Source organism: Oceanobacillus chungangensis, from assembly GCF_003369565.1.
GTDB classification, from domain to species: Bacteria; Bacillota; Bacilli; order Bacillales; family Amphibacillaceae; genus Oceanobacillus; species Oceanobacillus chungangensis.
The window spans coordinates 35610-54441 of record NZ_PIOD01000013.1 but is presented as its reverse complement, the minus strand read 5'-3'; the positions used below and the strand labels follow the sequence as shown (position 1 = coordinate 54441).

At 36.7% G+C, this 18832-nt stretch carries 20 protein-coding genes, 1 rRNA gene, 1 pseudogene and 1 riboswitch; of the genes and pseudogenes, 7 read left to right on the top strand and 15 right to left on the bottom strand.

The genetic code is table 11. The annotated features are described in order from the left end of the window. Positions 1-82: ribosomal RNA gene (rrf, locus tag CWR45_RS20500) — 5S ribosomal RNA — on the top strand; the annotation flags it as partial. A gap of 73 nt (positions 83-155) precedes the next feature. On the opposite strand, the gene CWR45_RS12445 is transcribed toward rrf, so the two are convergent. Beyond that, on the bottom strand, positions 156-839 hold the full coding sequence (locus CWR45_RS12445; protein WP_425453626.1) for a LysM peptidoglycan-binding domain-containing protein: 684 nt from the start codon (positions 837-839) through the stop codon (positions 156-158). Positions 840-1018: 179 nt separating this feature from the next. Here CWR45_RS12445 and CWR45_RS12440 point away from each other — a divergent pair. After that, positions 1019-1282: pseudogene (locus CWR45_RS12440) on the top strand (SAM-dependent methyltransferase); the annotation flags it as partial. Between the two features lie 166 nt (positions 1283-1448). Here CWR45_RS12440 and CWR45_RS12435 read toward each other — a convergent pair. The 5 genes from CWR45_RS12435 to CWR45_RS20395 form a co-directional block, all read right to left on the bottom strand. Continuing rightward, positions 1449-2096, bottom strand: a complete 648-nt coding sequence (locus tag CWR45_RS12435; RefSeq protein WP_115750195.1) for an endonuclease III domain-containing protein — start codon at positions 2094-2096, stop codon at positions 1449-1451. Positions 2097-2226: 130 nt separating this feature from the next. After that, complete coding sequence (locus CWR45_RS12430; protein WP_115750194.1) at positions 2227-2787, bottom strand: CDP-alcohol phosphatidyltransferase family protein; 561 nt, start codon at positions 2785-2787, stop codon at positions 2227-2229. 173 nt (positions 2788-2960) lie between these two features. Continuing rightward, positions 2961-3086 (bottom strand): hypothetical protein, encoded by a 126-nt coding sequence (locus CWR45_RS20405; protein ID WP_425453624.1) that lies wholly within the window; start codon positions 3084-3086, stop codon positions 2961-2963. Beyond that, a complete protein-coding gene (locus CWR45_RS20400; RefSeq protein WP_425453625.1) occupies positions 3083-3286 on the bottom strand; it encodes a hypothetical protein in 204 nt (67 codons plus the stop codon). Before CWR45_RS20400 ends, CWR45_RS20405 begins: the two co-directional genes overlap by 4 nt. 50 nt (positions 3287-3336) lie before the next feature. Next, a complete protein-coding gene (locus CWR45_RS20395; protein ID WP_342770180.1) occupies positions 3337-3537 on the bottom strand; it encodes a hypothetical protein in 201 nt (66 codons plus the stop codon). A 113-nt stretch (positions 3538-3650) separates the two neighbouring features. Between CWR45_RS20395 and queC the strand changes: the two genes are divergently transcribed. Continuing rightward, positions 3651-4310 (top strand): 7-cyano-7-deazaguanine synthase QueC, encoded by a 660-nt coding sequence (queC, locus tag CWR45_RS12420; RefSeq protein ID WP_115750200.1) that lies wholly within the window; start codon positions 3651-3653, stop codon positions 4308-4310. Positions 4311-4362: 52 nt separating this feature from the next. Here the strand turns inward: queC and CWR45_RS12415 are convergent, their stop codons facing one another. Then, positions 4363-4896 (bottom strand): VUT family protein, encoded by a 534-nt coding sequence (locus CWR45_RS12415; RefSeq protein ID WP_115750193.1) that lies wholly within the window; start codon positions 4894-4896, stop codon positions 4363-4365. Positions 4897-5072: 176 nt separating this feature from the next. Then, positions 5073-5118, bottom strand: a riboswitch (PreQ1 riboswitch). A 641-nt stretch (positions 5119-5759) separates the two neighbouring features. Here CWR45_RS12415 and CWR45_RS12410 point away from each other — a divergent pair. Beyond that, complete coding sequence (locus CWR45_RS12410; protein WP_115750192.1) at positions 5760-7253, top strand: peptide MFS transporter; 1494 nt, start codon at positions 5760-5762, stop codon at positions 7251-7253. 87 nt (positions 7254-7340) lie between these two features. Here the strand turns inward: CWR45_RS12410 and CWR45_RS12405 are convergent, their stop codons facing one another. The 4 genes from CWR45_RS12405 to CWR45_RS12390 form a co-directional block, all read right to left on the bottom strand. Then, a complete protein-coding gene (locus CWR45_RS12405) occupies positions 7341-8255 on the bottom strand; it encodes a phosphotransferase family protein (RefSeq protein WP_245975417.1) in 915 nt (304 codons plus the stop codon). A gap of 522 nt (positions 8256-8777) precedes the next feature. Next, entirely contained in the window at positions 8778-9488 is a 711-nt protein-coding gene (locus CWR45_RS12400) for an ABC transporter permease (protein ID WP_115750190.1), read from the bottom strand. Next, positions 9485-10333, bottom strand: coding sequence for an ABC transporter ATP-binding protein (locus tag CWR45_RS12395; protein WP_115750189.1), 849 nt, complete (start codon positions 10331-10333; stop codon positions 9485-9487). The genes CWR45_RS12400 and CWR45_RS12395 overlap by 4 nt, the downstream gene beginning before the upstream one ends. Before the next feature lie 110 nt (positions 10334-10443). Continuing rightward, on the bottom strand, positions 10444-11493 hold the full coding sequence (locus tag CWR45_RS12390; protein ID WP_115750188.1) for a LytTR family transcriptional regulator DNA-binding domain-containing protein: 1050 nt from the start codon (positions 11491-11493) through the stop codon (positions 10444-10446). A 252-nt stretch (positions 11494-11745) separates the two neighbouring features. Here CWR45_RS12390 and CWR45_RS12385 point away from each other — a divergent pair, with 252 nt between their 5' ends. Next, a complete protein-coding gene (locus CWR45_RS12385; RefSeq protein ID WP_115750187.1) occupies positions 11746-12792 on the top strand; it encodes an NADH:flavin oxidoreductase/NADH oxidase in 1047 nt (348 codons plus the stop codon). A gap of 47 nt (positions 12793-12839) precedes the next feature. On the opposite strand, the gene CWR45_RS12380 is transcribed toward CWR45_RS12385, so the two are convergent. Together CWR45_RS12380 and CWR45_RS12375 are read right to left on the bottom strand one after the other, a co-directional pair. Continuing rightward, on the bottom strand, positions 12840-13769 hold the full coding sequence (locus CWR45_RS12380; RefSeq protein ID WP_115750186.1) for an aldo/keto reductase: 930 nt from the start codon (positions 13767-13769) through the stop codon (positions 12840-12842). A gap of 113 nt (positions 13770-13882) precedes the next feature. After that, positions 13883-14257 carry a cytochrome-c oxidase gene (locus CWR45_RS12375; protein ID WP_115750185.1) on the bottom strand — a complete coding sequence of 125 codons (375 nt, stop codon included), beginning with the start codon at positions 14255-14257 and terminating at the stop codon, positions 13883-13885. Positions 14258-14415: 158 nt separating this feature from the next. Between CWR45_RS12375 and CWR45_RS12370 the strand changes: the two genes are divergently transcribed. After that, a complete protein-coding gene (locus CWR45_RS12370) occupies positions 14416-14985 on the top strand; it encodes a DJ-1/PfpI family protein (RefSeq protein ID WP_115750184.1) in 570 nt (189 codons plus the stop codon). Between the two features lie 123 nt (positions 14986-15108). Then, the gene (locus CWR45_RS12365; RefSeq protein WP_115750183.1) at positions 15109-15249 is read left to right on the top strand and encodes a YpzI family protein; all 141 of its coding nucleotides are present in this window, start codon (positions 15109-15111) and stop codon (positions 15247-15249) included. 132 nt (positions 15250-15381) lie between these two features. Here CWR45_RS12365 and ltaS read toward each other — a convergent pair whose 3' ends face one another. Beyond that, positions 15382-17319: a lipoteichoic acid synthase gene (ltaS, locus tag CWR45_RS12360; RefSeq protein WP_211315970.1), complete on the bottom strand. Its 1938-nt coding sequence runs from the start codon at positions 17317-17319 to the stop codon at positions 15382-15384. Positions 17320-17724: 405 nt separating this feature from the next. After that, a complete protein-coding gene (locus CWR45_RS12355) occupies positions 17725-18537 on the bottom strand; it encodes an N-acetylmuramoyl-L-alanine amidase (protein ID WP_115750182.1) in 813 nt (270 codons plus the stop codon). Between the last annotated feature and the right edge of the window lie 295 nt (positions 18538-18832).

Here is an 18832-nt window from a genome sequence, read left to right as displayed (position 1 = left end):
CCATCCCGAACACAGTAGTTAAGCTCTTCAGCGCCGATGGTAGTTGGGACTTTGTCCCTGCGAGAGTAGGACGCCGCCAGGCTATACAAAACACTAAGATTATGAATGCTCATATCCTTAGTGTTTTTTTGTAGTTATTATTAAAGTTGAACCAATTAGAACATACTTGGATAACCTTTGACCATGGCATCTGAAATAGCATCGGCCATCTCCCGAGCTTGCTTTTCAATTTTATCATATACGTCAATATCCTTTTGGTAATCCATATTTATCATGGCAACGGCTTCTTGCTTCGTTAGATCTAAATGGTGATAAAACATTTCTCGAACAGCCTTTTCTGTTAAAAACCGATTGATACTATTAAGAAAAACAGCAATTTCATCTGCATTCTCATGCCATCTTTTATCAGCTGCCATTACTGCCTGCTGATCACCTGCTAAGGCTGCTTTGACAAGATCTGCAGCAATCAAAAGATGACCTTTAATTAAAGAAGCATACGTTTCAGCTGCGACATCACCATATAATCGGCGAATCATATTCCCCATGTCTGTAGCGTTTTTTAGGAGACGAGCGATGACGAAATCTACATCAGGTAATTTAAAGACTAGGCTGATAATCGCCATTCTAGTCCATGCAACATGTTCTTCCCAAAGGCTGCGCAGATCGTTTCGGTAGTCGACTTCTGCTTGACTTATACAATGTTTCTCTTGCATAGGTCGGTATGCTTGTTTCGAGATTGGAATGGAAATTTGTTGCCCTATTGAAAGATAGTAAGGATTTACTCTAGGATTAACTGCGATAATTTCCTCAGTAGTTGTATGAAAGCGCTGTGCAAGCAACGAGTAATTATCTCCTGGTTGGATTATATAATTAAAATAGTTATTCACCTTATTAACTCACTCCTCTAAACGTATTGAATTTCAAACCAAATTGCTAATATCCTTTCATAATGTATTCGTAGAAAGGTGGTTGGGTGAATATCATTGGTATTTGATTTATTTCTTAATAGAGAATAAGCGAGCTATTATCTATGTTACTTCCTCTCCCTAGATCGATTGTTGCGACGGAAGCATATGTACCTAATGTGACAATCGCTAAAGCAAGACTTGAGCCACTAAGAGTTAAAGTTATTCAGATTGAGGATGATGAAGATACAAATCATCCATTTGAGGATGGACAGTTCGACTTAATAATAAATCGACATGAGTATTACCCACCTAAGGAGAATAATCTTTGTAATGGGCTTTTTATCACGCAACAGGTTGGTGGACTGGATTGTTCGTAGCTATATAGAGGGCTAGGAGCTTCCCAAAATTAGGAATATATTCATTGCAATCTACTAAAAAATTCATAAGAATAGCTATTTTGCTGTGAAATAGCATCTTTTTATGCTAGGTAGAGGAAGAAGGATGAACGAGAGAGTAATTCTCTTCATTCGTTCTCCTTTATTATTTTAATTCTAACCTTTGATCACAAATATCCAGCAATGGGCATTCTTTGCAAATTGGCTTTGACCTACAAAATTGTTTCGCATGCTCTACTAATAGTGCATGAAATTCATTATATAGGGTTAATTCTTCAGGTAATTCTTTTTCCACTAGCTTTCTAAATCCATCATAGGATGTAGGCATATTATAGCCGAGTCGGTAAAAGATTCTTCGTGCATACGCGTCTACTACAAATATTGGTTTTTCGAATGCATAAACGAGCATAACATCAGCTGTTTCCTTACCAATCCCATGAATGTTTATTAACGCCTTACGCAATTCCGTATTATTTATCGCTTTTATTCTCTTGGTATCATAATCATATTGTCTAAACCATTCCATGAATGCCTTAATACGCTTCGCTTTAATATTATAAAATCCACTTGATCGGATAAGTTGTGCAAGATCTTCAATTGGAAAGTGATCGATTATTTCTGGTTCAAAATACGGACCTAATTTTATTAATGCTTTGTCCACATTGCGCCAATTCGTATTTTGGACAAGAATCGAACCAATCATCATTTCAAACGGTGTCTCCGCGGGCCACCAGCTTTGTGGCCCATAATGCTCGAATAACTTGTCATAAATTAATTGATAGGCAGGTTGCATAAGTAATCCTCTCTTTTAAATCAATTTTATAATTACAGTTTCTAAGGGTTTGGCTTCAGGCTTCAGTAAAATCATAACGAAGTAGGGGACGGGAAAAAGAATTACGTAAGTTCTTACTTAGTTATTCATATCATCTCGCAGTACGATACATTTTTGCATACTCAGGGATATACAATACAAATGATAATGCTAGAAAAATCCCAGTAACAATCATTAGCACCGCAGCAATGTTGGGATGCAAGTCGGAAAACGTAATCAGCACACCCATTGCTATGTAAAATACTGCTGTAGAAACCTTTCCAAACCACTTCGCTCCATCTAATTTCTTACCTTTACGCAATAAAATGAGTCCATTAATTACCATGAATAGCTCTTTTACAATAAATAGAATAACGAGAACCCACATAAATTGGTAGCGAAGCATCAACGCAATTACAATTGCAATCTGCGTTAATTTGTCGGCAACAGGATCGACTATTTTTCCAAGCTCTGTAATCTGATTAAACTTCCTTGCAATTAATCCATCGAATAGATCGGTTAGTGCAGATAATATAATAATAAGTCCTACTACATAATAATCCTTGCTTTCTGTTGCATTTAAGTATAAGTATAAAAATATTGGAATGAATAGAATCCGAATGTAGGATAGGATGTTTGGAATCGAAAAAACTTCTCTTGCAGTGACCTTCACAATATTTTCCCCCTAATGCTTTATAAGTTGCTACGGTATTAATTATAGTAAAGAATGAGGTGAAAGTCTGCTAGTATGATTGCAGTGAATTCTACTTTAAATATGATCACCAAACAAGTCGTTCATTCCTCACAGAAATTGTCCCTAAGCTATGTGCGATAAGAAATTGTCCACTATAATAACTTAACATAATCAGTGATTCTGAATACCTTACGGGCGAAATGAATAGATTCCAGGAGTATCGAATCAGAAATAACAAATAGTATACTTCCTAATATCGCCCACGTATTTCCAGTCATGATTGCTGACCATGCCATGAAAGAAATGAAAATAATATAGAATTAGAATAAGCAACGTCTAATCCAGTAGAATGTAACGATCCAACCAGCATCTTTCCCAAGGAAAATCCATAAAGCGTAATTGGAACTAGCATCAAAAAGCGAAATTTGGAGAATTTCCAGTTTGTAAGAAAACCAATGCTATAAAACAAATGCCCAATTAAAAATGTAGAAAGTCCAAATAGAAACCACTGTAATGACCCAACACCAATTAGACAGAATGTAGCCCATTAAGAATTAGCCAATGTGTCAATATTTTCTTTCTTGGTAGCTTTCGAAATGCATAGATGATGATCATTACCATAGGAATTAATTTGAAAAATAGTTTAAAAATAAATGGTTCAGCAGGAACAATATATAAATAGACGAAAACCATCATGAGAATAAGAATTGGAAATCGATATACAATCAAGTTAATTCCTTCTTGATGAAGTCTTTATGTATGTATACCCTTATGAAATGGAAATTAGTGTTATTATATTAAATAATAGTATTAGCATTTTACAGGTTAGGAGGAAATCCATGCTGAATGACGAAAAGGCAATTGTCGTATTTAGTGGCGGCCAGGACAGTACAACCTGCTTGTTCTGGGCGTTAAAAACGTTTAAAGAGGTGGAAGTTGTCACCTTTGACTATAATCAGCGACATGCTGCGGAAATAAATTGTGCTAAGGAAATTGCGGATGAGCTAGGCGTAAAGCAACATATATTAGATATGGGGCTACTAAATCAATTGGCACCAAATGCTCTAACAAGAGAAACAATCGAAGTAGAGGACGGCGAGGATGGAGAATTACCGAACACCTTTGTTCCTGGGAGAAATCTAGTATTCTTAACGTTTGCAGGGATTTTAGGTTATCAGTTAGGTGCAAGACATATTATTACTGGCGTTTGCGAAACAGACTTCAGTGGCTATCCAGATTGCCGTGATGAATTTGTTAAATCATTAAATGTAACTTTAAATTTATCGATGGATCACAAATTTGTTATTCACACGCCATTAATGTGGCTGAATAAAGCGGAAACATGGAAGATGGCAGATGATTTGAATGCTCTTGAATATGTACGTACGAAAACACTGACATGCTATAACGGAATTAAGGGTGATGGCTGTGGGACATGTCCCTCCTGTAAATTACGGTTGAATGGCTATAAGGAATTTCTAAAAATGAATCACATGGCATAAATTAAATGCTCTTCACCAACATAGTGTTGATGAAGAGCATTTTGAATCCAGATTAATGAGCGTAATCTTCTTTTACAAATCTGGAAAATTGAAGTATTAGCACACCGAAAAATTGCATACAAACCTTGATAATAATTTGGCCTAAAATCGCCATCCATACGGCATCCCATGGAACAAATCCTGCACCAAGCGGAGACAGGCCAATAATAACGAAGAGAGTAGAATCCAATATTCCACCAATAGTTCCACTATACAACACGCGAACTAACATTGGTTTCTTAAGTCTGGAATAAATTTCAGTGTCAATTGTTTCCGAAACGAGGAAGCTGACCGCACTTGCAAATACAATCCACAGTGTATCTCCTAATAAGTGGCTTGAAATAGCAGATAAAATAAGTGCTAAACCAATAAACAGATACGTTTTCTTTTTCCCGTATTTATTCTGTACTAGATCTCGTAAAATAAATGTTGCTCCAATTAAAAATGAACCATAAGGAATAATAAAGACTCCCAATTGCAAAGGTGCAAACTTTGCAGTAATAACGTTTGCCAAAATAATGGCAATAAGATAGAAAAATATTCGCATCAAAAGCGCTCCTTTAAAATAATTTGCTGGGAACACCTGCATACGAATGAGAGGATCATGAACCGTGGCTCTTCTATGTCATGCTACATTACAGATTATTATAAATTAATTATTATCCACGACCATTTCCAAAAAAAAGCAAAAATAAAAACCATATCCTAAAGAAAGATACAGTTAATTCTTTAGTTTTTTATAGAGGGTTAGATCTAGAACCTCTCCTGCCGTTGCAGGTATTATGTTTGATATTATTGTAGCATAGATTGAGGTGGAGTAGTAGGGGTTAACCCTTTTTATGTTTAATGATTATTGGAATCTGGATTCTTAATACTTTATTATTAAAAGTACAACTTATTTTCTTTTGTTTGTAAAAAAGACGATGATGAAGGAGATGTTTTTTACTATTTTGCCAAGCTAGTTCAAATAAAGAGACTGTTCAGCAGGAAAATATGCTAGATAAGACAGTTAAGGTAATTCCTGTTGTTCGAATGAATATGGGAATGGAACAGATGGTTAAGGATAATTCTTCCTTTAATTATACTTTCAGAAGAACTGCGATTCCATATATTACCATTAATAGTAATATATGTTATTTCAAAAAATCTCGTTAAAAAAAATTAAAAAAATTTGGATAGCGCTATCATGTTGACATAGTCATGCATAAGCTTGTTTATATAGTGAATACTATCGATATCGTGGCTTTACATGTATTGAAAAATACTCTAAAATTATAAAGTATGTTTTTTGGCGGATAAGAAGGGATAATAACTTTCTCACTGCTTTAGGAGCAACTTCGGTTGTTGCTTAACGGCTCAGGTTAGCCGTAACTATATTCAGTTTTAAAATTAGAGGAGGATTTACACAAGATGGACTCACGAGAGAAGGAGGCCATGCTAAAAACCATTCCACAGAAGGGTTTTTTTGGTCATCCTAAAGGGTTATCAACACTCTTTTTCACAGAGTTTTGGGAACGATTTTCATACTATGGTATGCGTGCCATATTATTATTCTACATGTACTACGAATTAAATCATGGTGGATTAGGTCTGGATCAGACGCTAGCTAACTCCATTATGGCGATATATGGATCACTTGTTTATATGTCTGGAATCATCGGTGGATGGATCGCTGATAGAATTCTTGGGACTGGCCGTACGGTATTTTACGGTGGAGTCTTAATCATGATCGGTCATATAGTTCTATCACTTCCTGGGGGGGTAACTGCCTTATTCATTTCTATGGCGTTTATCGTTCTTGGTACAGGTCTGCTTAAACCAAACGTAGCGAGTATGGTAGGAGATCTATATAGCTCGAAAGATCCAAGACGTGATTCAGGATTTAGTATCTATTATATGGGAATTAACCTAGGTGGTTTTATTGCACCGTTAATTGTCGGAACAATTGGACAAACTTATAACTTCCATCTCGGCTTTGCGATAGCGGCTGTTGGTATGTTTGCAGGTTTGGTTGTATATGTTATTACACGTAAGAAATATTTAGGTCTTGCTGGATCGCATGTGCCTAATCCATTGACAAAAGAAGAGCGCGGGAAGACATTTAGAGTCGTTGGCTTAGTTGTTGTCATTCTTGCCATTGTTGGTTGGTTAGGAATTACGGGTGGATGGCTAACGATTGAGCGAGTTATCTTTTTCATTAGTATTCTCGGTATTATTATTCCTACGATTTACTTTATCTCGATGTATCGTAGTCCAAAAACAACCGCAGATGAACGCTCACATTTGCTTGCCTATATTCCGTTGTTTATTGCAGCAATGATGTTTTGGGCAATTCAGGAGCAAGGGTCGAATATTCTTGCTACCTATGCAAATGAACGGACACAATTAAGCTTTGCGGGAATTGAAATTCATTCCTCATGGTTTCAATCATTAAATCCGTTGTTTATTGTTGCTCTTGCGCCACTTTTCGCGTGGATGTGGGTTAGGTTGGGTGATCGTCAACCATCGACACCACAGAAGTTTTCTCTAGGATTAATATTTGCTGGTCTATCCTTTATTGTAATGATTATCCCAGCCTTTATTAATGGAACGGAAAGTTTAGTAAGTCCATTATGGCTTGTGCTTAGCTTCTTCCTTGTTGTACTTGGGGAACTATGTTTATCACCTGTTGGGTTATCTGCCACAACGAAGTTAGCTCCTGCAGCTTTTGCGGCGCAGATGATGAGTCTTTGGAATTTATCAAACGCTTCTGCACAAGCAATCAATGCACAGGTTGTTCGCTTTTATAATCCGGAAACAGAAATATTTTATTTTGGAGTGATTGGTGGAATTGCCATCGTTCTTGGAATAATATTGTTCCTATTTGCTCCGAAGCTTAAACGGTTTATGAAAGGCATCCATTAAGAAAAAATAAAAGAAAAGGTGGACTTAGAATGGTCATGTTTCAAGACTGTTTTCGGTTCACCTTTTTTCTTATAAATTAGGTTCTGGTTAAATGTTACTTATTTTTTCTAATATACGGAGCAAATAGACGTCCATCTGCTCTTCCATTCTCTTATTTGTAATACCTGTCACACCAAAAGCTTCCCACCCTGGATAAACTTCCATTGGATCAGATAGCACATCAATTAAGGAGCAAAGATCCCAGTATACATTATATGTAAATGCCTCCGCAGCATATTTTTGGTATGATGCAAGGAAAGCATCTGCAGCGTCGACACCAAATAACATCGCGAGATTCCACCTGCAATGTCCGATATCAATTCCGGCAGGACCTCGGCATGAATTTACCCAGTCTACTACACCGTTAATCGAGCCATTTTTCCACAATACATTCGCAGGGTGAAAATCACGGTGAATAAAGCATTCTTTGAATGGCGGATGAGGCTTCTTTACAAGTTCAATTGCAGTTCTCCAAATATTGGGTACAGTCGACCATGCTGGTATCGCAACAGTATCGATATTATGATAGCGAAAGTATTTCCAATGAAAACGGTCAACTTCAACACTATGAATTCTTGCCAGTTCTTTAGCGAGACCATTTATCCACTTCTGCATATGCATTGGTTTAATATCGACTTCACCTTCAATCTTTGACATTAGTACAAGGGGAACACCACAAGTATCTCCTGTATCATAGGCAATAATTTCAGGAGCGGCTAGCCCGCGACCTACAGCTAACCCTAGACTACTTGCTTCATGGACTGCTAAGTCTGGTTCATCCAGCAGCCAAACTTGATTAGTAAATTGACGTAGGACAACTTCCTTAATATCGCAATCCAAACGGAACTTTATCAAATGAAGGATTGAAGAAGTGCTCCCTTTTAATTCTTCAACCGATTCGATAGCAGCATTTTTATTTACTTGTTGATTGACCCATGCAAGAACTTGCTCGGTTATTTTCATTTTCTTCATCCTTTTATCTAATGATATTTTACTAAGACGGTTTTCTGAAAGATTGGAACTGCGGTCATCTATTACAATAAGAAATGTGTAGTATTATGATAATGACGAGTTAATATAAAGTGTGAACTAGTTTAATGTGCAAAGGGCTCTCTGACCAGTCGCTCCAGAAATTACACTTTGCGCACCTTAAGGGAGCTGGTGAGCCTTCTCGTGTTGACGCACTTCGTAGCCTCACCTAGGCTCTTCTTCCCGCAGAAGTCTTCGTGTATTCCTTCCGCTGGGATGGTGCGAGGAATTATTATTTAATGTCCCTTTATAAAATGAGATATCATTTCTCTCTCTTTCGGCTGTTGATTGTAGCGGAAGACAGGAGACTCCTGTGGGAACAGCGAAGATGTTGATACCATAGTGTTTTCTGCTAGGGGCTCAGCTCGAGCACGTGGAAAGCGACTAATAACACAAAAAGGTAAGATTGCAGGAATAATCGCTACAAGCTTACCAAATCGTTATATGCTGGTTTTCTTATTCATCCATCTCGCGCTTTTTATATACAATAGCGGTTGCAACCATAGCTACTAAAACCCAGACAAAGATAATAGCTAAATTTCCTACTACATCTGCAAACCCTGAACCAGATTCGACAGCAGCGGCAACCTCAATTAATTGGATGCTTGGCAAGTAATCGACAACGGAAAGGATAGGATATTCCTCTGCAAATGGCTGAAACATAGATGAAAATCCAAAGATAAAAATAACTGGCATAATGAGTACAGAAGCCTCAACCACGCTTCTAGAGAGTAATCCCATTAATGTTCCTAGCGCAATATAAAATAAGATAGAAATTATAATTGCAAGTGCTACTAAACTTAAGTTTACTGGTTCATAATCTGTTAGCATGGTACATATTAAAATTGTTCCAATCGTTAATATAAACGACACTAAGCTTTTGCCACCAAGTATTTCTGGTAAAGTTGCTGGAGAAAGCATCAAGCCACGTAATGTATTTTTTTCTTTCTCTTCAGCAATAATTGCACACTGAACAAAGGATGTAACTACTGCTAAAACCAAATTAATGACCATATAATGAACGTCAATTGTCAGGTTATCCATTCTTCCATAAAAGAATGCAAAGAATAAAGGTAGAATCAATGTTGATGTGATATATATATTTTTCGATAAATCCTTCATGTCCTTTTGGAAAATTGCCATTACACGCTTCATTGAAAATGTCATACTAATTCCCTCCCTGTAACTTCTACAAAAATATCACCTAATGTTGGTTCATTTGAATGAATGGAGACGACTTGACCAGTTGCCATATATTGATGAATTGCATCTGCACCTTTAGCATCGCCAGTTACAATTATTTCTCGCCCGTCTTTTAGCTCTAATGTTACAGAGGCATCTGAAAACTGTCTGCGAAGTGCTTTTGGTTCATCGAGTAGCTGAATTTTCCCTCTGTTTAGGAATGCAACGCGATTACATAATGACTCTGCTTCCGTCATATCATGTGTCGTTAAGAAAATCGTTGTTCCTTTTTCATTAAGCCTGCGTAATCCATCATGTATGTGCTTGGAGTTAGCAGGATCTAGTGCTGATGTTGGTTCATCTAAAAATAGCAGATCAGGTTCATGTAAGAATGCCCGTGCTAATGTTACGCGTTGCAGCATTCCTTTTGAAAGCTTCGATATAGGCTTTTTTGGTTCATCTGTTAAGTTGACCATTTGTAGAACTTCCTGTATTCGCTTCGTAGGTACGTCATATAGGTCGCAGTAAAGCTTTAGATTGTCGTAAATTGATAAACGACTATATAAACCGCTATTATCGGTAATGACACCAATTCTCTTTCGGTATGCTGGTTTATTTATGGAAGATGTTGGCGTTTGAAATACTTTTGCATCACCAGATGTTTGCGCTAATTGACCGGTTAATATTTTTATTGTTGTTGTTTTTCCTGAACCACTTGGTCCTAAAAATCCAAATGTTTCCCCTTTTTTTACATGGAAATTAACATCTTCCAATGCAGTTTGATTTCCAAAAATTTTAGCTAATGATTTCACTTCAATAACGTTCTCCAATTTTTCTCCCCCTGGCAAATCATTTTTGCTTACATCCATAGAATAAGATAAAAAAGGAGTAATCACATTATAATTCCCGTGAAAAGAGTAAATTTCGGGGTGAATGGAGCTTATTTTAGGCCCAATAAATCCTTTAACTCCGCCATTTTCGTCTTGGATAAGGGAATTTGTGTCTTTTCCCTGTCATCTAGAACCAAACTATAACTATTTCGTGTCCAAGTGATTACTTCTCGTACTTTTTGTAAATTGACGATATATGAACGATGGCATCTGAAAAATCCAACATACTGTAGCCGCTCTTCTAAATTCGCTAATGTTAGTGAACTTGTGAAGGCTTCTCCTTTTATGTAAATATTTGCTTGTCCGTCATTACTTTCAATGTAGTCAATTTCCGGTGGATCAAATAAAACGATTTTGTCATTTACTTTTGTAGGAATTTTATTAAATTGAATTGGTTGTGGTTCCTTATCCTTATTGTCCTCATTTGGTTCATCTTCTGATAATTCCATAGTTTGCTCTGCGTTCTCAGTCTGAATTAATCGCAAGCCATTTTCATCTAGTCGATAAACGTTATCGGCAATCGTGATCGCGGTTTCCATATTCCCGGTTAAAAGCAGAACCGCTTTTTTCTCTTCCTGCAATCGCTTTGTGATGCTAATAAAAATACGCTTCGTTTCCATATCAACATTCAAATCGGGTTCCTCGAAGATAAATAGAGGGGGGGACTGAATTAATAATTTTCCGTAATGCACCCGCTTTTTTTCCGAGAACGTTAGTTCCTTAATTTGTTTATTTCTTTTCTCATGTAGCTGCGTTATTCGGAAAATTGAATCATATTGTTGGTTGAATCCATATAAACGACCAATAAACATGAAATAATCCTTGATAGTGAGTCTCTCATATAGTCCATCTTCAAAATAACAGATTCCCACCTGTGAGAAGTAATCGCTCTTTTTATTAGCAAGTGTTACACCATTTATCATTATACTGCCATTAATGGAGGGTATGCTTCCGGTTAGCATGTCTAGAATTGTACTGCGAACATTTAATGTTGAGTAAACTGCGGTTATCTCACTTGCAGCAATCTCTAAATGAAAAGAAGGAAATAATATCGTATCCTTTTCATGTTTCTCTATATCTTTCATGATTAAAATAGCCATTTCATCCGCCTTTCATTTTCTACTGAACACTATTGGTTATTGATGTTTTTTTTATAAAATATTGAAGATTTGGTGCCTTTACTAGTATACAATTTCTTTTTATTTCAGGGTAGTAGATAATGAAGATTTATTCCTTTTGTTAGTCGACTTATTTATTGCCGTCTAACAAATTTCGTAGATAAACAGTTCTGTTGACTTTTATATGTTCAATATATAAAATTGCACGCATAAGCATTAAGGGAGGAGAAATGAATGGCTACATTGCCTACACCATATAAAATAAAGGGTTTAGAATTAAAAAATAGAATTGTGATGGCGCCGATGTGTCAGTATTCCGTTGATACAGAGGATGGGATGCCGAATGATTGGCATTTCGTTCATTATGTATCAAGGGCAATTGGCGGTACAGGGCTTATTATTGTGGAGATGACGGATGTTGATCCAGAGGGTCGAATTACAAACGGTGATTTAGGATTATGGTCAGATGAACATGTACCAGCTTATAGAAGAATTGTTGATGAGGTTCATAAGTATGGTGCAAAGATTGGTATTCAAATCGCCCATGCAGGTCGTAAAGCAGAGGATGCAGAACAGCCAGTAGGTGCATCTGATATTCCAGTCGAAGTTCTTGCTGAAGAAAGTATCAATGGAAAGCTAAAACGACCAAGAGCGTTAACAACAGAAGAAGTGAAAGAACTTGTCATTCAATTTAAAGATGCTGCGAGGCGTGCTGTTGAAGCTGGATTTGATACCATCGAACTTCATGGAGCACATGGATACTTGCTTCATCAATTTATGTCGCCAAGTATTAACAATCGTAAAGATGAGTATGGTGAGGACCTGGCAAGGTTTGGTTTAGAAGTAATTCAAGCAGTAAAAAGTGTGATTCCTGCTGATATGCCTTTGATCCTGAGACTGTCGGCAATTGAATATATTGATGGTGGCTACAAAATTGAACATGCGATTGAAATAGCGAAGCGTTTTAAAGAGGCTGGCGTTGATATGTTTCATATTTCTAGCGGTGGAGAGGGGCTACCAGGAGAGTTGAAACCTGCTAATCACCCGGCATATCAGGTGCCGTTCGCTCGGGCGTTTAAAGAAGCATTAAACGTGCCAGTAATTGCGGTAGGGAAATTAAGTGACCCACTAGTTGCCGAAGCGACTGTCGCTAATAGTGACGCAGATTTAATTGCAGTTGCGAGGGGGATGCTGAATGATCCATACTGGGCACTTCATGCAATAAAGGCTGTTACTGGAAAGGTAACACCACCTGTTCAATATAAACGTGGGATTCGTTAAGCAGACTAAAACTCGGGATCAGGACCCACTGATTCCGAGTTTTAGTTTTAAACAGGAAAAATATCATCAATAAACTGAATATCTTCTTTTGTGAGCTTCACTTCAGCAGCTTTTAAATTATCTTCAATTTGCTGTCTGTTTCTTGCTCCCGGAATAACGGAATCAATTGTTTCCCTTGTTAAATAGAATGCTAAGACAATATGCGCAACATCTACATTATGTTTATCCGCAATTGCTCTAAATTTATCAACCTTTTCTAAATAATTGAAGTAGACATCATCTTGAAATTGTGGTCGGGATTTTTGTCTTTCACTAAAAACGGTGTCGTGTCTGTATTTCCCTGCTAGAAGACCTGATGCTAATGGGTAATAGGGGATAAATGAGATATTGTTATCTAAGAAAAATGGGAATAATGCTGTTTCTGCTTTACGATTAATGAGATTATACTCGTCCTGGACCACATCAATGTATCCATCTTGATTTGCTTCTTTAAGCTGTTCAAATGAAAAATTTGAGACCCCGATGGACCTAATTTTCCCGGATTCTTTTAATCGCTGTAATGTACCGATTGCTTCATACTTCGGTGTTTCTATGTCAGGGAAGTGAATATAGAATAGATCAATTACATCTGTTTGCAGTCTTTTTAAACTCTCTTCTACTGTTTGTATAAGAAATGCGGGAGAATTATCGACAATCATTTTGTCCCCCTCGAACCGATGTGCCCCTTTTGTTGCTAATATAACGTTCTTTCTATTCCTATTCTCTTTCAATGTTTTACCGATAATTTCTTCTGAAAGACCTTTTCCATATATGTATGCTGTATCAATGAAATTGAGGCCACTTTCGATTGCAGCGTTAATGATCTTTCCTCCATAGTCGGTATTTGTTTCTTTATCCTCTTCGCCGATTTTGTTAGCCCCTAGTCCAATTGGATGGACATACAACCCCGTTTTTCCCAATTCTACTCTCTCAACCATGCTATCCCACCTTTATTCTTATTACCTCCTATCATAAATAAATTTAAATAATATTTCCAATATTAACACTTGAAAATGCCGTACCACTCAAAGAAGTGTGGCACGGCATGGCTTTAAGACGTTTTATTTAAATTGCTCAATATATTGAACGCGAAGAAATATATTGCAAGGACAGTTACAACGCCACCAATGGATAATAATGTAGTGAAAACTCCACCAGTACCCGTTACTACAAATGCGAGAGAGATCATCATAACAGGTAGACCAATGTTGTGTAACCAAAAGTGAACCTTCGCTGTTGCAGTTTGGGCAAGGTGAGGAAAAAGTTTATAAAAGATACCAGCAATCGCAAGAGACACCCAACCGAGTAAATTGATGTGAACATGAACTCCTGTTAATACATAATCATGCCCAATTGACATATAGAGCCCGAGTGTAATTCCGATAAGAAAGTAGATTACGGAGATTTTAATCAAGCTGTTTCCCATGTTTGTCACCTCCTACCTATTTGTTCATTAATTATATGAAGGAAGAGGGTGGAGGATACCTAGTTTAGAATTTTGTTGGAATTTCGCGTAGGACTTTCCTTGTCCATTATAGAATATAGTAACTAAGCAACGACCATTTTATATTTGGAGGGAATATTATGACGAAGAAGGTATTAATTCTTGCTGGTGATGCTGTAGAGTCTTTGGAAATTTACTATCCTTATTATCGTTGTTTGGAAGAGGGGTATGAGGTAACGATTGCTGCCCCGTCAGCTAAAAAGCTGCATACGGTAATCCACGATTTTATCGGTTGGGAGACGTATACGGAAAGTAAAGGGTATTTAATTGAGGCAACTGCTTCTTTTGCTGATGTCAATCCGGAGAACTATGATGGCTTAATTATCCCTGGAGGTCGTGCACCAGAGCATATTCGTCTTAACGAGCATGTTCCGGGAATTGTTAGTCACTTCTTTGAAGCAGACAAGCCTATTGCCGCTGTTTGTCATGCAAGTCTTGTATTGACAACGGTTAGGGAATATTTACAGGGAAGGAAATTAACGGCATACATTGCTTGCAAACCGGAAGTGGAAGCTGCTGGAGCGAAATACATCGAGGAATCCAATCATGTCGATGGGAACCTTATTTCAGGTCATGCATGGCCTGACTTACCTGGATTGCTTAAGGAATTCGTTAAGCAGGTGAATGGGAGTTATGTTGGAAGAAGATAAAGAGAAAAGGTATTAGCCGCTCATGCTGAGTAGAGTGGCTCTTTTTTATTATTATTAAAGCATTGATGACACAGTGAATAAATATTAGTTAAATAACCCATGTTAAAATTAGGAGGTGTTAACATGGGAAGAGATCGTCAAGAAAAGAAATTAAAGGAAAGTGGACGTGTAGAATCAGACCGAGATGTTGGTCTTCGTTTTAAAGGGAGAGCAAAAATGTCAAGTCCAGAAGAAGCTAGAAGATTAAACGATGGAAAAAAATAAAATTAGGGTTCGATGATCGAATATAGAATTTGTAAGAATAGAATTAGAATGAAAAGCAAAAAGAGCAGCTACCTTCTTAAGAAGATAACTGCTCTTAACTAATTAGACAAAACGCGGTAAGTGACTAGGAAACTATTCTGTTTCGGCTTCTTCTTTAACATAGAAATAGTCATTTACATCAACAGGTGTCCAATCTTTATTTGGTGTATAGAATCGTAATAAATCACCATACATTACTTTATCGGAAAGCTCTAATTCATGAAGAACAGTTTCTTTCATTGCTTTTATCTCTTCCGTTGGTTCTTCAATTACTTCTTTTGTTTCGTTGTCGTAATATACTCCTCTTATAGAGCTATATTTTTCAGTGATAAAGTCACCATTTCTGAAAGGTACAAACTCTTTATGATCCTCAGAGAACATATCAGTACCAAAAACAATATAGTCTAGAGAATCAATTCCAAGAATATGCAATAATGTCGGTACAACATCTACCATGCTGCTATATTCGTGATTCGTACCTTGACCATCTACTCCAGGAACGCGAATCATAAATGGTACACGTTGTAATTCTGCGTTCTTTAATGGTGTAATTTCTTCACCAATAATTTCAGACATTGCACGGTTATGATTATCAGAGATACCGTAATGGTCACCGTAAATCATAATAATCGAATCTTCATATAAACCTGCTTCTTTTAAATCATTAAAGAATTGTTCTAATGACTCATCTAAATAACGAGCAGTTTGGAAATACCTGTCAACAGATCCGTCGCCGGTCTCAGCTGGTGCAAGACTAGCTTCCTCTTCATCTATTAAATATGGATGATGGTTTGTTAGAGTCATCATATGTGCATAGAATGGTTGGGCCATTTCTTCTAAATATGGCATTGATTGCTCAAAGAAAGGTTTATCCTTTAAACCATAATTGATGACATTTTCTTCACTCATATCATAATAATCTTCGTGATAAAATTCATCTACGCCAAAGCTTTTGTATACTTCGTCGCGATTCCAGAATGATTTTCCATCACCATGGAATATCCCGCTTGTATATCCTTGTTGTTGACTCAAAATTGCAGGCAATGCCTGATAAGTGTTATTCCCTTTAGTTGAGAAGGCTGATCCTTGTGGTAGCCCATATAGAGAGTTATCCATAATTAATTCTGCATCGGCAGTTTTACCTTGCTCTGTTTGATGGAAGAAATTATCGAAATACGTGTAATCCAAGCTCTCGTCATGTACTAATGAATTTAGAAATGGAGTTACTTCTTCTCCGTGTAATTCATAATCAATTAGGAATGACTGAAAAGATTCAAGATGGATCTTAATAATATTCTTGCCTGCACCTTTACCAAAGAATTCGGCATTAGGTTTAGCATATTTAGATTTTGTGTAATTCTCTACTTCTGTAATATCATTACTATCAGCGAAAACCCGCTGTGTAGATGATTTTGTGCTTTGAATAGTATCATAAATTGTGAAGTTATATATTCCTAGATACTTCACTAAATAGTTTCGGTCAAAAGTACGTTCTAATAATTGTGGTCGATCGATTTCAGCAAGACCGAGATTGATTGTGAATATAAGAATACCAGCAGCTAAAACCGTAATCGGCTTGCGTGCTTTAGTACGAACAGCAGTCCAATTTATATTCAATTTCTTAAATAATACAATCAGTATGATAATATCAAGTGTGTATAAAAGATCACGCCATTCCATTAGACTGACGATACTACCACCAAGGCTGCCAAAGTTTTCTGTTTGCATTAGTACTGCAACGGTAATAAAATCACTATTAAAGCGATAAAAAACAACATTTGAATACATTAAAAAGCTTAATACTGCTTCTATTATGATAATCCATATTCCAACTTTCTTGCCTTTCGCGAACAAAGCTAGTCCTAGAAATATCAACCCTGAGCTTAGAGGATTTAAGAATAATAGAAATTGCTGCATTCCATTACTAACCCCTAAGTCAAACTCTATTAAATAAATGATATACGTTTTAATCCAAAAAAGAACTAGAGCGATCGCGAAGAATCCCATCTTTGATGATATAAATTTCTTCACTTTCTCACCTCATATTTTTTATTTCAATTTATTATTGTAGCGACCACTTATTATACACTAAACATAATATACGGTCAAACAATTAGACTTATAGATTCGCACAACATCTAAAAGGTATAAACCTGTGGGAATTCTCCTTACTACGGCATTTACAGCTCCTCATTTTAAAAAGGGAATTAAGGTATGCTTGTATCGTATTCTGTTTGTTTCGTTAATGTTATTGAATCGTAATATTTCAAAAGTATGGGGATTAGATTCTAAATATGTAAGCGCAAAAGAGCAATCCGACATAAGAGGGGGTGCTAGGAGCATGAGTGTTTGTGCGGAATGCGGAAATGATAATCCACACTTTCATATGTAATGAAAAAACCTTACTGCCTTTAGACAAAAAGGTTTTTTCACTTTTTAGATTTCAATAAACGCGTCTACGCCTGTATTCTCTATTGTATTCAAACGTTCTTCTGCATTCTTACGATTAGAAAATGCTCCAGCTTGTACACGATACCAGCGTTCATTTGAAATAGTTGCAGTAGTTACAAAAGCTTCAACTCCCTTTCCTTTAAGGAAGGTAACGCGCGCATCGGCATTCTTCTTTGATTTGAATGAGCCTGCAATAACCTTAAAGAGTGTATTAGGATTGCTGGGGTCACCCGGACTTGGATTTGTTGTTTTTCTATTTAATTTAAAGGCCTTAACCAAACCATTTACATGCCCTTCAGCAACTTTCTGGCGCCATGAGGTTTGTTTCATTAGAGCCGCATCTTTACTATTATCGATAAATCCATTTTCAGATAAAAATGCATCCATTGTTGATTCACGTAAAACATGGAAATTCGCCTTTTTTTGGCCGCGATTATTGAGCCTGTTAACTTTAATAATCTCGTCATGCAGAATATCTTGGTAGTTTGCTGTTCTAGATTGATCGGATAGCAGATTGTGTATATAGTCTTCATAACCATTAGCAACTCCATTAAATGAATTACAGTGAATAGACATATAAAAATCCGCTCTCCATCTGTTCGCTTCATTTGTTCGTTGTTGTAAGCTCTTCGTGCTATCGTTTGTACGGCTCATTCTTACTTGGACATTTTCATAATTTGTTGTCAGGAGGCTGCGAATTCGAAGTGCGATATCTATATTAATATCCTTTTCCTTTAAACCATTTCCACTAGCACCAGGATCAGAACCTCCATGGCCTGGATCTAAATAAAGTTTCATAGTTAAATTCCTCCATTCTTATTAATTTTCTTTACCTTTATCGTTTTAAACAAAAATATTTTAGATTTATATCTATTTTTACTAATATTCCACACTTGTCCTCCTTTTTGTTTCGGATATAACCCCATATTCATTGATGCTGATATTATAAACTGTCAACTGGATGAAATTTGATTTCCGCTGTTCTCCTGTCCTCTGCTACAAAACCAACTCCAGGAATGACGGAAATGTCTTCTCGTCTTATTTAGAGGTGATTAAATAATAGCTAGCTCACTCTTCAACGTAGTGTATTTTC